At 37.5% G+C, this 15,483-nt stretch carries 17 protein-coding genes and 1 pseudogene; 10 read left to right on the forward strand and 8 right to left on the reverse strand.

All coding sequences use genetic code 11. The features are described 5' to 3' along the window. Window positions 1-425: 425 nt before the first annotated feature. Window positions 426-584, forward strand: coding sequence for a hypothetical protein (locus tag FJR38_RS25585; protein ID WP_168540225.1), 159 nt, complete (start codon window positions 426-428; stop codon window positions 582-584). A gap of 176 nt (window positions 585-760) precedes the next feature. After that, window positions 761-1,311: pseudogene (locus FJR38_RS25590) on the forward strand (hypothetical protein). Window positions 1,312-1,449: 138 nt separating this feature from the next. On the opposite strand, the gene FJR38_RS25595 reads toward FJR38_RS25590, so the two are convergent. Both FJR38_RS25595 and FJR38_RS25600 read right to left on the reverse strand, forming a co-directional pair. Further along, window positions 1,450-2,316 (reverse strand): tyrosine-type recombinase/integrase, encoded by an 867-nt coding sequence (locus tag FJR38_RS25595; RefSeq protein ID WP_168540227.1) that lies wholly within the window; start codon window positions 2,314-2,316, stop codon window positions 1,450-1,452. 397 nt (window positions 2,317-2,713) lie between these two features. Beyond that, complete coding sequence (locus tag FJR38_RS25600) at window positions 2,714-2,989, reverse strand: HNH endonuclease signature motif containing protein (protein ID WP_168540229.1); 276 nt, start codon at window positions 2,987-2,989, stop codon at window positions 2,714-2,716. A gap of 86 nt (window positions 2,990-3,075) precedes the next feature. On the opposite strand from FJR38_RS25600, the gene FJR38_RS25605 reads away from it, so the two are divergent. Both FJR38_RS25605 and dnaN read left to right on the forward strand, forming a co-directional pair. Continuing rightward, window positions 3,076-4,542, forward strand: a complete 1,467-nt coding sequence (locus FJR38_RS25605; protein ID WP_254449567.1) for an ATP-dependent RecD-like DNA helicase — start codon at window positions 3,076-3,078, stop codon at window positions 4,540-4,542. A gap of 643 nt (window positions 4,543-5,185) precedes the next feature. Beyond that, window positions 5,186-6,715, forward strand: a complete 1,530-nt coding sequence (gene dnaN / locus FJR38_RS25610; RefSeq protein ID WP_168540231.1) for a DNA polymerase III subunit beta — start codon at window positions 5,186-5,188, stop codon at window positions 6,713-6,715. A 17-nt stretch (window positions 6,716-6,732) separates the two neighbouring features. Here dnaN and FJR38_RS25615 read toward each other — a convergent pair whose 3' ends face one another. The 3 genes from FJR38_RS25615 to FJR38_RS25620 are packed head-to-tail and all read right to left on the reverse strand — an operon-like array spanning window position 6,733 to window position 7,907. Beyond that, complete coding sequence (locus FJR38_RS25615) at window positions 6,733-7,485, reverse strand: hypothetical protein (protein ID WP_168540233.1); 753 nt, start codon at window positions 7,483-7,485, stop codon at window positions 6,733-6,735. Then, window positions 7,469-7,690: a hypothetical protein gene (locus tag FJR38_RS27910; protein ID WP_217360061.1), complete on the reverse strand. Its 222-nt coding sequence runs from the start codon at window positions 7,688-7,690 to the stop codon at window positions 7,469-7,471. Before FJR38_RS27910 ends, FJR38_RS25615 begins: the two co-directional genes overlap by 17 nt. Further along, complete coding sequence (locus FJR38_RS25620) at window positions 7,683-7,907, reverse strand: helix-turn-helix transcriptional regulator (RefSeq protein ID WP_168540235.1); 225 nt, start codon at window positions 7,905-7,907, stop codon at window positions 7,683-7,685. The genes FJR38_RS27910 and FJR38_RS25620 overlap by 8 nt, the downstream gene beginning before the upstream one ends. 490 nt (window positions 7,908-8,397) lie before the next feature. On the opposite strand from FJR38_RS25620, the gene dnaX reads away from it, so the two are divergent. Both dnaX and holA read left to right on the forward strand, forming a co-directional pair. Next, window positions 8,398-9,915, forward strand: coding sequence for a DNA polymerase III subunit gamma/tau (dnaX, locus tag FJR38_RS25625; RefSeq protein ID WP_168540237.1), 1,518 nt, complete (start codon window positions 8,398-8,400; stop codon window positions 9,913-9,915). Further along, complete coding sequence (gene holA, locus FJR38_RS25630; protein ID WP_168540239.1) at window positions 9,912-10,907, forward strand: DNA polymerase III subunit delta; 996 nt, start codon at window positions 9,912-9,914, stop codon at window positions 10,905-10,907. Before dnaX ends, holA begins: the two co-directional genes overlap by 4 nt. A gap of 171 nt (window positions 10,908-11,078) precedes the next feature. Here holA and FJR38_RS25635 read toward each other — a convergent pair whose 3' ends face one another. From FJR38_RS25635 to FJR38_RS25645, 3 genes are read right to left on the reverse strand one after another with little or no spacing between them, the layout of a single operon-like run. Then, window positions 11,079-11,546 (reverse strand): hypothetical protein, encoded by a 468-nt coding sequence (locus FJR38_RS25635; RefSeq protein ID WP_168540241.1) that lies wholly within the window; start codon window positions 11,544-11,546, stop codon window positions 11,079-11,081. Between the two features lie 4 nt (window positions 11,547-11,550). Then, window positions 11,551-12,156 carry a hypothetical protein gene (locus FJR38_RS25640; protein ID WP_168540243.1) on the reverse strand — a complete coding sequence of 202 codons (606 nt, stop codon included), beginning with the start codon at window positions 12,154-12,156 and terminating at the stop codon, window positions 11,551-11,553. 56 nt (window positions 12,157-12,212) lie between these two features. After that, window positions 12,213-12,602, reverse strand: coding sequence for a hypothetical protein (locus tag FJR38_RS25645; RefSeq protein WP_168540245.1), 390 nt, complete (start codon window positions 12,600-12,602; stop codon window positions 12,213-12,215). Window positions 12,603-12,877: 275 nt separating this feature from the next. Between FJR38_RS25645 and FJR38_RS25650 the strand changes: the two genes are divergently transcribed. From FJR38_RS25650 to FJR38_RS25665, 4 genes are all read left to right on the forward strand, one after another. Next, window positions 12,878-13,060, forward strand: coding sequence for a hypothetical protein (locus FJR38_RS25650; RefSeq protein ID WP_168540247.1), 183 nt, complete (start codon window positions 12,878-12,880; stop codon window positions 13,058-13,060). A gap of 46 nt (window positions 13,061-13,106) precedes the next feature. Beyond that, window positions 13,107-13,517 (forward strand): hypothetical protein, encoded by a 411-nt coding sequence (locus tag FJR38_RS25655; RefSeq protein ID WP_168540249.1) that lies wholly within the window; start codon window positions 13,107-13,109, stop codon window positions 13,515-13,517. A gap of 6 nt (window positions 13,518-13,523) precedes the next feature. Next, entirely contained in the window at window positions 13,524-14,375 is an 852-nt protein-coding gene (locus FJR38_RS25660; RefSeq protein WP_168540251.1) for a hypothetical protein, read from the forward strand. A 126-nt stretch (window positions 14,376-14,501) separates the two neighbouring features. Then, a complete protein-coding gene (locus FJR38_RS25665; protein WP_254449568.1) occupies window positions 14,502-15,464 on the forward strand; it encodes a DEAD/DEAH box helicase in 963 nt (320 codons plus the stop codon). Window positions 15,465-15,483: the final 19 nt, after the last annotated feature.

Genomic DNA, 15,483 nt, shown 5'->3' on the forward strand with positions numbered 1-15,483 from the left:
CCACTGTTCCTTGCTGGTATCTGTGGTGATGTCGCGGACTAATTGAATTTTATGCAAATTGGGGTCAAAATGTGCAAACACAATACAGGATCAGGCTTTGGATCAACACCCCTCTAAACAGCGATGTCGAAACGCCCGTCGTAGGCATCGCAGTGTACTACGAAAGAATAAGGGTTACACAAACATATTTTCAATTAGTCTGCGAATCGACATTTTGTCGTGTGGGTTCGCACATAAAGTGAAATTCTGAGAACGAATTTACAGGGTTTTCAGCCCCTCTAATTCGCGCATAAGGTGAAATTGATTATGGAGTAAGCATTTGAGCCTCTTAGCGACTTCGCACATAAATTGAAATTTTGCATCTGATCAAAGAAATTCACAGTATTTCTTGTAATAGTGATAGTGCTTTATACCTAACAACCTAAATGTTACGTACAAAAGCTACTTGGCTACCTTCTTATCTAGAGTGTATTAGCAATTTCATAGACCGGGCGATCGCACTTGAAAAGTACGTTTTTAAGAGCATTCAGGCTGTTGTTAAATCAAAGCAGAAAATTTCACTTTATCTGCGAATTGACTGGTAGGCTCAAACCCTTGCCTCACAACCGATTTCATTTTATGCGCGAATCTCGATGCCCCAAACCCCTATAAATTTGTTGTTCAAATTTCATCTTATGCGCGAACCCACAAACCGACAAAAAATTGAATCCAGGAAAAACACAGCTTTTGGTTATAATTGTTGATATCAATCCTAGCTATCATGACTGCCAACAAGACCCCACCCAGTGAAATGATCCGCGTGCCTACTGTACTAATTCCTGTAGTACGTCACCTAGCCAAAATCCACCGCGACGGTCACACAACAGCTTTACTGCAAGCGTTACAGGATTTGATAGCACAGTTCGATAGCAGTGTAAAACTAGAAGCAACAGACGAATTACAGCAGGTAGAGGAGAAACTGGGGGAACTGGAAACGCACCTTTGTCAGCAAGATCAACTGGTGTCCACTAAACTGGAAATCCTTGGTAAACAATTGGAAAAATAGAACGGGCGCTTGCCTCTGGCAAATACGGTGGTCAAGCCCGTAGTAGTAGGTCAGCATACCCATACCAACAACAACCAGTAGAAATAAAATATTTTGCTCCTGAAAACTTAGCACAACGATTGGGGGTGACGGCTCAAAGTCTGATGACAGAGCGTGAAAGCAAAAGCGAGAAAGAATTTATTAGTTGGTCCAGGAATCGTGACCCGATGAGTTTGGGGTGGAAATTTCAGGATCAAGATGGATTATATTATCCAGTTAGGCAGTAAAGAATGGGTACAGGATTGAGCGTACAAGCTACGATAACGGTTATCGTCGTAGCTTGTATTAATCTGAGATAGAAATAAAAATATCCAAGATTTTCTAAAAAACGTTGCTATATCTACGTTGCACCGTTAAAACTCAAATCAATTAATCAAATACAAACTAGAACAATCTTCAGGTCTAGAGTGTAGATACCGTGATGTAGTGCTAACAGAAGCATGACCTAAGCTATTACTTAACAAATGTATAGGGCATCCCCTATCAAGTGAATGACTAGCGTGGCTATGTCTTAACCAGTGGGGAGACGGGTTATCAATCCCAATCCGTTTAGCAGCATTTTTAACAATTCTAAAAACTTGAGTCCGGTCTAAATGTGCGTTATCAGCTTTCTTCCGACTACTGAAAACCGACTCATCAGGTTCAGCCTTTAACTGTATTAATTCTTGCCACAAACTTGGAGGGACTAAAACAGTCCGGGTTTTTTGACCTTTACCATAGACAGTAAACTGGCCACCATTCGTGCGAACGCTGGCATCTTTCCATTTGAGAACACACAACTCAGAAACCCGTAACCCGCAGTAATATAAGGTTTTTAAAATTAATTTATTCCGGTGGTTTGATTCTTGGTGTATCATCAACATCACCTCACTTTCAGTCAAAATCCGTTCGTTCAAACAATCTTTTGGTTTACCCACCTTCAAAGCCTTACCAGGATTTACAGACATTAACCCCAAATTGTGAGTAAAAGTAAATAAAGATTTAATCACACTTGCATAAGTCTTTCTAGTATTATCACTACCTTCTATTGTATCGAGCCAGGATTGTAAATGATTTAACCCAATTTGTGTAAGTGGCAACTGGACAAAATCTATAAATTTATAAGCAATTTTAGAATAACTTGATTGTGTAGTTTTGCTTTTGCCATGTAGCCACATATTCAGAAGTACATCTAAGGAATCATGAGCATTAAGTTCTATATTATGTGTTGCGTTTAAAACTAATTCAGACATATTATAAGCTCCTGTAAAAATCACCTATTTCCCTGCCAATACAACATAAGGTCACTTATGTTGTATTCGGATTTTTTATTCTAAGGCTTTGTCTAGCATCTTGTCTAGTATTGACAAATTTCATAAATATCTAATTGTGCATATATCCTGCTAAATGAAATTTATATATGTAGCTATAGAGTAAATGCTTTTGTAAACTGCTATAATTCCAATAGCCTAGTTATGTGCCGCATGACATTGTTATATGATGCTATATAATATTATTAGCTTTGATACAGCACATTTAATTTTGATAATATTTACGTAATTGTAATTGTACCCTTATACCTATGCTTAGAGTAAGCAAGCGCAGTCAGGGGTTATCAAACATCCACTTACCTACACCATTTTACCATTGCTAAAATTTGGAAATATCAAACAACGACAACTGCCCCACAGAAACATTACCCTTCCCGCCACGATGGTAACTAAGATGACACTTTGGACATAAAGCCACCAAATTTTCTGGTCTGTTATCGGAGGGGTCTCTGTTCCAATGGTGAACTTGCAGATATGTACGTCCTTGGGGTTTTTCATCGGGACGCAAAACGCGAGCGCATTTTTGACAGCACCAATCAGATTTTTCCTTGATGGTTTTGGCTAGTTCTTTCCAATGCTTGGGGTAGTCACTCATGATAACTATTGAAGCCGGACGATAATATTATCTCAGAAAATCATGAATTTTGACAAATAATTATTTTCCACCGCTTCCACAGGTTTTTGATACTAAAACGAGTGTGGTTTTGTGGTGAACCAAAACCAACAGCTACCGCTGCATTGAATGGATCAATTAATGGAATTAATGCCGCGATTATGCTCCAAACTCTTCCTACTTTTCTGACCACAAATCCTTTTCCATTTCAATTTACCCAACAGCAGCAAAAAGCCTTAGATAAAATGTGGACTTTTGTACAACCAACTGTCACGGCTGCTTTATTTCTGTTAGTAGGATATGCCGGCACCGGTAAATCAACAATAGTTTTCCAACTCGTTAAAGTTCTCGTGGCTACAGGTAAACGAGTTGTCTTGACTGCACCTACGAATAAAGCTGTAGGTGTCCTGCAACGAATGGCGGCAGAAAACGGAGTAACTGGCGTAGAGTTCTTTACAATTCACCAATTACTAGGACTAGGAATGGTGACTAGAGGTAAAGAGAAAATACTTGACCAAATAGGACCCTGTTACATCAACTTATTTGATGTTGTTTTTATTGATGAATGTTCCATGATTGGTAAACAACTGTGGCGCTGGATTGAAAATGTGGCTAATCAATCATCTACCTGGACAAAAATCAAAATTATTCTCATGGGCGACCCTGCCCAATTAAATCCAGTTAATGAGAGAAAATCCCCTAGTTTTCAAGTAGCAAATAAAGCCGTATTGACTCAAGTTGTCCGCCAAGGAATTGATAGTCCGTTGCTGGAGTTTGTCACGGCTTCTCGTTATGCAGTGACTAAAAGTAAACTGCCATTTGCACCATTTTCTAAATATCTACCTGATAAAAGTAACGGGGCGCTGATGGTTAAACGGCAAACTTTACTGCGCTATGCCTACAAAAAGATATCTCAACAATTTGCTCATAATCCAGATTGTTTCCGCATTTTATCTTGGACGAATGCTCAAGTTGATTTTTATAATCAGCAGATTCGTAGATATTTATATGGTGGGAATGCCAATAGATTTATCTCTGGAGAACGATTAATTACTAAAGACCCAATCATGGCTCCTGATGGGAAAACTGCCATTCTTTCCACATCTACAGAATTTACTGTTTTAGATGTGTTTGGAGACCGTTATAACAACTATGATACTTGGAGGTTAAAGGTAGAAACAGATGAGGGAATTGTGCGTCAAATCTATGTTTTACACGAAGATGAAGAGAAACGATTTAAACAAGAAACGCAACGTTTACTTAAAAGTGCCAAGCGTAATCCCTTTCTCTGGAAGCAATACTATAAACATTTAGAGCAGTTTGCTAATATCAGAAACTGTTTTGCATTAACTGTTCACAATAGTCAAGGTAGCACTTTCTTGGAAGCGGGTATTGATGGTCAAGATTTGAGTAAGCGGCTGAATCGAGAACGCGGAGATGATAGTAAAGCAGTCCTAGCTAAAATTAAGGAGTTTAATCGGTTGTATTATGTGTCTAGTTCACGGGCTAGACAAAGAATTTTGGTAATCCGGTAATCTATAAGCGGCTAATTAGCTCAACTTAAATAGAATTTAGATTAAACTCATGTAAACCAATGGTTTTGGATATATCAAAAGGATGTTTGATCTCCAGGGGAACGGTAGAACCGGAAATCCTTGAAACTGGATGATAATTGTCTGCATTTTTCAATCAGACAATAAAAATATTATAGCGGTATGCCATCAGGTACAAAAATATCCTCTAAAAGTCTTGTTGCATAAGCAGCATCAATTTTTCAATGAGCAACTACCGCTATATCCATTTTTTTATCATTAGTAAGTGTTTACACTTTTCCTATTTTCAAGGATAAATCAAAGGTTTAGACAATTTTGAAGGTCGAGTTAATAATTACTTGTGAACTAGTTAATAAAAGAGATGATTCTTAAAACTAAACCGTAATAATCAACCTTTCGGAATTATAAAAATTGAGAGTTTTGATTAACCGAACAGTATTGCTAACACTCCCATTCTAACGATAGTGAAACAACATACACAACATTAATTAAACTGAAATTATCAGCAAATAATTATCGTCAATTTAGTACCATTAGAATTGATTCACAGATTCACAACTTTGACTCACAACTTTTATTTCTGCTACCGCAGTCATCTTTCTAGTAATGACGCGAACAGAGATAAATGATGATGACTCAAACAGCACAAAGACAAAAGATAAAGACTGTAAAGCAGACAAAACAAACAAGCGTTGCTAATCCTGAAATAGACAATGAAGTATCAACAAATATCACAGAAATACCTGGAATTAAAAAGAAGAAATCTACATCTGCAAACCCTGATACTCCAACTGAACCCATCCAAAAGAAGCGGAATAAGCAAAAAAAATCCAAATCAAAGTTAAACCCTCCAATACCCAGAGAATTAGGCATGGAGGTAATATGTGAACAAGCTAAATTTTACGATGCCCTCTTTTTAGTGAATTGTGCTACCCCAGCTAAACCTAGTCATCCTATTCTTGCCAATGTTCTCATGATTGCAGATGTAGAAACACAACAGATACATCTAACTGTCACAGATATAGCATTAACAATTCAGGCAAGTTTTGCAGCCCAAGTGTTATTAAAGGGTGAAATTACTGTACCAGTGCAAATTTTATTGGAGATAGTCAAGCATTGCCCTAATGGTACTATTTCTCTGAATAGTCAAACTCAAATTACTCAATTTACTGATGACGATAAGCAACAAACAAAAATTACTCAATCTACTGATGATGATAAGCAAACAAAAATCTGCTCTCTGTGCTTATCTGATGCTGATGGTAAGTATGAAATTAGAGGCATTAGTGCTGAAGAATTTCCACCTACTAACATAATTGATGCTACTCCTATGTCTTTAGCAACAACAATTTTCAAAGACGGTTTGAAAGGTGTACTTTATGCGGTCAGCACTGATGAAAATAAATATATCTTGACTGGAGTTCATCTCCAACTGGCACAGGAGAAATTAAAGTTTATTGGTACTGATGGTCATCGAGTTGCTATTACTGAACTTTTCACTCAAGGAATTGGCAGAAAAACTCGTCAACAAGTTTCATGTCAACAAGTTCAATCTCAACAAGTGCCATCTGAGGAAATTATGCAATTTACTCTGCCTGGTCGTGTAGTGAGAGAAATAGCCCGTAACTTAAATGATGATGTGAAATCTATTAATCTGCTGTATGATACTCAAAGTAATCGCTTGGGTTTTGCTTGGGAAGATGTCGTTCTTAGCTGTCAAGTTGTGGAAGGAATTTATCCTGATTGTGAGCAGTTATTAACTAAATTCAGCTTTGAGAAAGAAGTAATTTTAGAAAAAGCACCGTTAGTTAAAGCACTGGAACGGTTATCTGTGTTAACGGATAAGAAAGAGAAAGGAATTTATTTGCAGTTTGATGGCAGTTTACAACAGTTACGGTTATCTATTGAACGAGAATTTGGTAAAGGTGATCAGGTGATTGTTGCTAATTTACCAACAGAAATGATGTTGAATATCCAGTTTAATCTCAAGTATTTAATTGAAGCTGCTAAAGCTATTCCTAGTTCAAGTGTCAAAATGCACTTACAGCAATCGGATCATCCCGCTATGTTAGTTCCTGATGGAGATAGAGCAAATCCAGAAGTGGAAATGTCTATGCGTCATGTCTTGCTGCCACTTTATATTCCAAATGGTTAAGGTTAACGGCTGAATGCTTACAATTCTACACCCAAGACTTGCAAAATGTCTTTAACGGGTGCTTTATCTTGCTCTAACTGTTCAACTCGATGTATTAACCGCTTAGGAATGTACTTAGAAGATTTTACTAAGCGATCGCCTTGAGTCCAAAACTCAAAATGATAATAAGCCTGTGGGTAATCCTTGCCTTTTTTGGTAATTGTCCGCCAGTGAATGTTACCGCTCCCCTCTCCTTTATGCCGCCGCATTTTACTAGGGCTGTCATTACTAGGGGAGATATCAGAATTACTAGGGCTTAACTGGATATCCCCTAGTAATTTACTAGGGCTGTTATTACTAGGGGAGATATCAGAATTACTAGGGCTTAACTGGATATCCCCTAGTAAATTGCTAGGGTTGTTATTACTAGGGGAGATATCAGAATTACTAGGGCTTAACTGGATATCCCCTAGTAAATTGCTAGGGCTGTTATTACTAGGGGAGATATCGGAATTACTAGGGGTTACAGAAATGCCTAAAAGAAGCAGAATTTCTTTGACTGGACGTTTAGCAGCCTCAGCTTCTTGAATATCCCCCAGTAATTTTTTGGGTATGTACCTAGTCTTTTTCTGACCGTTTTCCTTCCAGTGGTAATAAGCTTGCTGGTAATCTTTACCATTCTTGGTGACGGTGCGCCAATAAATAAACCCGTCACCATCGCCCTTTCGTCGGCGATTTTTACTAGGGGATATCTCTAACTGTTCCCTATTTTTACTAGGGGTATTGTCCATATACTCTAGTAAAATGCCATAACCAGCGCATCTTTAGGGATTTAGCAATGGCGCGTAGACTCGGAGTGGATTCTGAAAGTACCAAAGAGCCAAAAGCAATCACATTTGTTGGCAAAGATCGCCTCCAGAACTGTAGGAAGCGCAATCGCTCTAATTGATGACCGGCAATACAGGTAATAAAATTAACAGGTAAAAAGTTAATCATCCTCTTTGACCCTTTGCGCTTCAAACAAATCTTCAATAGTGCAATCTAGTGTTTTACATAGTTTTGCCAGTTTCACGAAGGTTTCTATCCCTCCTCGATCTCGCTCCCAGTTACGAACAGTTGAGGGGTCAACACCAACTAAATCAGCCAGTTGGCGCTGAGTCAGATTTTTTTGTTTTCGCAGTTGGGCGACTTTTGAGACGTAAATTTTTTTCATAAATTAATTGCTATCATTAATATAGCATGAGATTATTAACGCTAGTTAGTTAGCACTGCCAAAAATTGAACATACAAAAGGCAACTATAAACCCCTTGATATTATGTTTGTTGCCAGAAAGACCGCATATTAAGGCTATAGGGAATAGAGGAACTTGAAAACAGAAAGCTATATTAAATTGTCAAATTCTTTGTTAAACTTCTTCATCAGTACAGTTAACTAAGTTTAATTAGGTTTGGGGTAAGATGTCAGCTAAGAACAGGAATAGCAAAGATTCTCCAAGGGGTGAATTTATAATTTGTTACTTATGTTGATTTTTTAACGCCGACTTACTTTCAACAAAATAATAATAATAAATCATATTAGTTAAAAAACAGGTTTACACACTTTTGTTGCTGTACCCCATCAATATGAAAATCAGTGCAAATTTTAACTAAAATTTCACCCCCTTAACAGGGGCAAGAGCGACGAATTAAGATGAATAAATCCTATGTCTACAGTCGCTCTACATCAAAAATATCGCCCCCAAACTTTAGCCGAATTGGTTGGACAACCCTACATTAAAACTGCTCTAACTAATGCCATCAAACACCTGCAAATTGCCCCAGCTTATTTATTAACAGGTTCTAGAGGTACAGGTAAAACTTCGACTGCACGCATATTTGCTAAATCTCTGAATTGTCTCAATACTAAAAAACCAACTGATAAACCTTGTGGAATTTGTCAATCTTGCCGTTCAATTGAAAGTAGCAATAGTTTAGATGTGAGTGAAATTGATGCTGCTTCAAATAATGGTGTAGATGATGCCCGTGCTTTAATTGAACGCTGTACTTTAGCACCAATAGCCGGACGTTATCGACTTTTTATTCTTGATGAATGTCACTGCTTAACCGGTAATGCCTTCAATGCTTTACTCAAATGTATTGAAGAACCACCACCTCATGTGGTTTTCATTCTCTGCACCACAGAACAGCACAAGGTTTTACCTACTATTATCAGCCGTTGTCAGGTGTTTAATTTCCGTACTTTATCAATTCAAACCATTGTGCAGCATCTCCGTATTATAGCAGATGCGGAATCTATTTCTATTAATGAAGAGGCACTGACAGCGATCGCTCGACTGAGTGATGGTGGTTTACGAGATGCCCTGCAATTACTCGGTCAAGCCAGTCTTTTAGATGTAGATATCACTGCCCATCATGTCATGGAAATCGTTGGTGGTGTCACAGAAGCAGAGCTAATCGTTATTTTACAGGCTATCTCTACCAACAACACTTTTAACTTGCTGCAAGTTGCTAGAGTTTTGGTAGACTCTGGGAAAACGCCCAAATTGATTATCTCAAATTTACTGCAAACATACCGAGATTTACTGATTATCAAGTCTGCACCCAAGGAACAAACTTTGCTGACTGGTTGTGTCAGTTATACCCAACTCAAAGCTTTTGCCAAGCACTGGAATTTCGAGACACTGAATTTGTCTTTAGCCGAGTTACAAAAAGCTGAAAATTATCTGCGGTATACGGTTAATGCAGCAGTGTGGCTGGAGGTTTGTTTACTCAATTTGCTGCCTGGTTTATTGCCTGGGGGTGCAACGAAGACGGTAAATGTGAAACCAGGGCATGATGGCAAATTATTACCAACTTATGGCACGTACACCATCAACAAGGTAACTGATAAACCGGTGGATGATCCAGGTAAAGATAGCTTGTTACCAGCAGTTGCAACCAATACCGCTAATGCTGCTAATACTGCTAATTTAGCGCAAATATGGCAGCAGGTGATGGATAAGGCGAAACCCAACCATCAAAAGCTGTTGGCTCATGCAAATCTGGTGAAATTGCAAGGGTCAAAGGCAATTTTAGAGGTGACACCAGCTTACCTGCAAAAGTTTGAGAATAGCAAGGAGGCGATCGCTAAAATGCTGCAACGAGCTACCCAAAGTCCAAAACCCCTGACTGTGTTGATTAAGACAAGCAATCACAGTCATAATGGGAGGGTCACAGGATGATTGTTTTGCTCACGGGTGATGATGAATACGCTATTCAAGAACAGCTAAACCAGTACAAAACGGAGATTGATGCCCAATGGCTGACTCTATGCTATCACCGATTTCCGGCTGTTCAGCTTGACAAAGCTTTGAGTGTGGCTCGTACTCGTTCCCTGACTGGTGGTAAAAAACTGGTAATTGTGGAAAACTGCCACCTCAAGCAGTGGGGTGATACGGAGTTGGCAACTTTGCAACAGTTGGTGCAATTGCCTAATTCAACAATTTTGGTGTTTGTGGCTAATAGTGTGGATAAGCGGCTAAAGGTCTACAAGCATTTGGTTAAGTATGGAAAGTTGTTAGAGTTTTCGTTGATACCACCTTGGCGGTATGATTTGATTGAACAGGCGATAGTTTCGCTGGCTGCAAAACTCTACACGAACACCATAGATAATGCTGTTACAGCTAAGAAAATTAAACTGCTGTTGTCGGAGGATGGGGTGACATATTTAGCACAGGCTATTGGTAATGATATGACCCGTGCTGCTTCTGAGTTACGCAAACTGTCTATCTATGCTCAGGGTAGAAGGTTAGAGCTTGCGGAGGTACAAGAATTAGTGCCATGTCAAACTCAGAATAGCCTACAATTGGCTGCGGCTATGCGTGAAGGGAAAAGCCATCAAGTTTTGCAGTTGCTGGATGATTTACTGTCTCGTTCTCAACCTTTAATGGTGATTGTCAGCACTCTTTTAACGCAGTTTAGAACTTGGTTATGGGTGAAGTCTGCGATTGTTTCTGGGGTGAAGAAGGATGGTGAATTAGCTCAACTTTGTAATATCAGTAATCCTCATCGTATTTACTATTTGCGTCAGGAGGTAGCAAATATAAATATTAATGCTTTAGCTAGGGCGGTGACTATGATTTTGGATTTGGAGATGTCTATTAAGAGGGGTGCTGATGGTAGGGATTTATTGGTGGTGATTCTTGGTGTTTGTAGGTTGTTTCAGGTTGTTTAATTAGGAGGAAGTTGCGGGAGAATTTTGGATTTTGGATTGGATGTTTGATTTCGGTCTAAAATCCAAATTAACTATGAATCCGCTTTTAGACCATCTCTCATTTAGTAAGTTAAACGACAAATATCTAAATTTAATTTTCTTTAATTTTAATTTGTTAAATCGTTGCGAAGTTTATGGATTTTTTTTGCAATCAGATGGATTAAAATCAATTAGGTTTTCTTGCAGTGAATAAGTATCTGGACGAAAGTAATTATCAATAGCTTGTTGTTTTAGCTTATTTGCCTCTTCTTCTGGTAAATTAGAGCCAAGCACTAAATAATACTTTTTGGTATCAGAGAAAGAGCGACAAATTTTAACATCTTTGAAAAGTTCATTAAACTTCTCTGCGCCAATTCGTGCTTTAACTCTGTTTGGTTCGTTAGCTAAACTATCTGGATAAAAAGATTCTCCAGCTAAAACAAAAAATTTGTTTGATTTTGAGTCTTGAGAATTGATTGAATTTTGGGATTCTGTTTGTTTGACTAGGTTTTGAGAACTTAAACTGAATCCTAATGAATTAACAATTCTGTCTATATTAAACACTATAGCACCCATCATGATGCTAATAATTATAATCAGATAGCGGTTATTAATTTTCATTTATTTACATTGTGAACATCAAGCGTAGAAAATTTATGCAAACGTCAATTAACAGCCAAATAATAGCATAACTGCCTGGATAATTTAAAGACTCTTTCTCAGGTACGTTACAATCAGGGTACTTTGTTGAACAAAGTTGTATGTTAGCAGCAATCGTCTCTCGAATGTTGTCATAAGAAATTGATGTAACAGTAAAAGTGAATAGTGATATTCCAATTAATAACCACCATTTGTTCAAACCCCAGCCGCACCTCTGCCAAACGCCCATTAATACGGACATTAACACTGTTCCTACAAATTGAGCAAAACGAGCATCTGTTCCATTTGCACTCATGCTTTGGCTAAGTTTTATCACAACAAAACCTAAAAAAATACCGGACAAAATAGCTATAATTGCAGAAACAATAATCTTGGCTAAGGGTTCTGGAATACCAGGCCATATCTTAACAATCAAATTAAGTATTTTGTCTCCTACAAAATTATCACCGTTATGTTGACCATTTTCATTAAAACTCATATGTGTATGTATTTTTCCAAAAAATTGATAATATTTATGATCTACACCTGGTGGAATGATAGTGAGAAAAATTCTCGCAATACTAATTTCCAAAGCTAATACATATTGTTTGGTATAACTTCTTTTAAACAAACTTATTCATTAAAATTCTAAGGAATAGGCAAACCTAAAATTTTGGCTATTGACGATACAATAGTCAAAATATTGCTAAAATCACCAAATATGTCTTTTGTGGCTTTTATACACTCACTAATTTTATCTTTAGTTTTTTTTGCTTCTTCAGGATTATTAACATTTGCTTTTTTGGTTTCACTAATAGCTTTAGCAACTTCACCTACAGCAATCTCTTTAGTATCTGAATCATTTATATTTGATGTTCTAATGGCTGTTCTTAATTCTTCTAGTAGTTTGACAATTTCGTCTTTATTCAATGAAGCATCTAATGAACTATCTGTAGGACCATAGTTCATAGTCTTGTTGCCTACAAAATTATCACCTTTGTGTTGACCATGCTCATTAAAATTAATTTCGTTAGCCATAAGTTCAGACTTTTCCTTTGTTATTCTTACAAGAATGTAAAAGCAATTAATTATACAACTGCAATCATGGTATTATACCAAATTTTTACATATTTGTCAATATTATCTAATATACGTATTTATTTACTTTAAAAGAAAAGTAATAATAAAAACTTATGTTGATAAATCCTCCATGTGAGGATGTTGCTTTATAGTTTCTTTTCGTTTGGCAAAATAACTACAAGTTTCCAGTAAAATTACACGATTTTTTAGGGCAATGTTCAAAAAACACCGCCATGAACACGCCCAACTACAGCTTATTAGTACAAAGCTTGTGGACACCACCTACCACACCCATTGCCGAAAATTCCCCCTCAAATCACCATCCCCCAGAACCAACAGAGATAACCAAATTTATAAGTGAAGAAATACTCTGGCAGCAAATAATTATTAACAGAGATAAATATGTATTAAAATAAAAAGCAATAGCTAATTTAAAACCTCAAAAATTATTGAATAAAAACAATGAACATTAAACAGAATGTCTTAGAAGTTTCAGGAGTAGAACTGACAAAGACTATCTTAATAGATTTACAAAAACTCTCCTCTTGCTCTGGAGAACCAATAGCATCTGTCTATGCAGACAACCTACTGCGTACCATGCGTGTTATGCGCGATAAATTACCATTTGACCCCTATACAGAAGTGGTAATGGCACTACATGATGCACTGGCATATTCTAACCGTTGGATTGACTATAATGCCAGTCAATACCAGGGAGTTTGTGAATTACTTACATCCCTAGTCAATCAAGAAACCATCAACAATTCATCAGTTGAAACAGCAATTTTAACTCTAGAAAACTTAGGCTTTGATACCCTACCATTCGGAGTCAAACTTGATGAAAGCCTGGATATAGATGAAGACGAGGAATAATACAAAATGGATGATAAATCTATTCCTCAACATTTTCTAGATACCTCAGTTTTACGTTCTCTGCTACTAAGTACACAAGTCTATAAGCAGTATTTTGAATCTCAATTTACTGACCAACCGCTTTATATCTCTAATTACGTGCAAATGGAAATGAGGCGTAGTTACTTAATTAATCTTATTTCCTTCTACTTTGTGCTGCGCCTGGAAACTATTAATAATATTGGCGATGCTATTGCACTGTGGAGCAATAGATTTAAAACCAGCGAACTTAAAGCTATTTTACAACTTATTCCCCAACTTTTTAGCACCCACCAACTCAACTTTAGTAGTCCCCAAGATAAAGAAAAAGCTATCTCTATTTTAGGAATTTATATCAAACGTTTTGAACTTCTACTCAGGAAAAAGTTTAATAACACCAACATTGATTCTACCACCTGTACCCGCGCCCTAGTACCGCTTACCCTTGACGTACAAAATCTGGCTGCTGGCTTAAAACAGTTTGCTGATGAGTTTGGAGATGTAAAAAACTGTCGCAGTAAATGTCAGATTGACCAATTTCTCTTAGTACAATACCGTTCAGAAATTGAGCAACTTATCCAAATTGCTGCTCAACTACCCAAAAACTCAAATACTAGGGGATTTATCAATATTGCCAATAATTTAAAAGAAATATTAGCTCAAGGAGCAACAGCCTGTGACTGCAAACGTTGTGAAAAGATTGGAGATGCTGTCATTGCTTTAAATGCACCCCGGAATATGCAACTAGAACATACTGATAATTCTTTTGACTATTTATGTCCAACAATTAATCAACCCCATTACAAACATCCTTCAGAGAGTAAAATCGTTGCCAGATGATAATTTTCTAGTAAATTACTATAGCATTTATCAAAAATAACTTTGTAAATTCGGAGTTTACTTCTATCAACTTAATATCTTCCCCCAATGGGGGATTTATGAGGGCAAAGTTCAAAAAACACCACCATGAACACCCCCAACTACAGCTTATTACTACAAAGCCTGTGGACACCACCTACCACACCCATTCCCGAAAATTCCCACACAAATAATCATCCCCCAGAACCAACAGAAATCACCGAATTTCTAGGTGAAGACTTACTCTATCAACAAACAATTCCCGCCACCGAACCTAACCTCAAAACCATCCCCAAAGACCTACCAAAACAATTAATCAAAGCCCTCCAATCACTAGGAATCACCCACCTTTACTCCCATCAAATCAAAGCCTTACAAGCAATTAGAACAGGTAAAAGTTTCATCCTCACCTCCCCTACAGCCAGTGGTAAAACCCTCAGCACATACCCCGGCATTATCGAAGGTTGCATCAATCAAGAACACCGAGCCTTAGCATTTTATGGACTACGAGCATTAGCACTTGACCAATTCCATAAAATCTCACAATTACTTTCTACCATACCCCCAAAATATCGCCCAGTCTTAGCAATGATCACAGGAGATGTCAAATCAGCAGAAAGAGAACAAATCCTTGCCAGTGAACCCCATATATTAGGAGTCACTCCCGAATTAATTCACTTCCAACTCAAACAAGTTTGGAAATCACCAAATTGGGCAAACTTTTATCAACGATTACGCTACATCTTAATTGATGAAGCACATACCCTTTCCGGTAGCTATGGCGCAAATATGGCTTGGTTAATTCGCCGCATCAAACTAGCAGTAGATCATTACGGTGGTGACTCCCAAAAACTGCAATTTATCTTCCTCAGTGCTACTTGTGGAAATCCTAAACAATTAGCTTTGAAAATATCCGGTTTAAAACCCACTAAACTCAACCCTAAACCCCTAATTTGGATTCGCAAAAGTGGCGCATCTGCACCACCCAGACAAGTAATTGTCACTCAACCAAGTTACAATTTAACTGCTGATACTGCCCGAATAATTCAATTTTTTACTGAATCAAAATAAATCAGGAATCGCCTTTTGT

The sequence above is a fragment of the Anabaena sp. UHCC 0253 genome (assembly GCF_009712085.1).
Taxonomy (GTDB): domain Bacteria; phylum Cyanobacteriota; class Cyanobacteriia; order Cyanobacteriales; family Nostocaceae; genus Dolichospermum.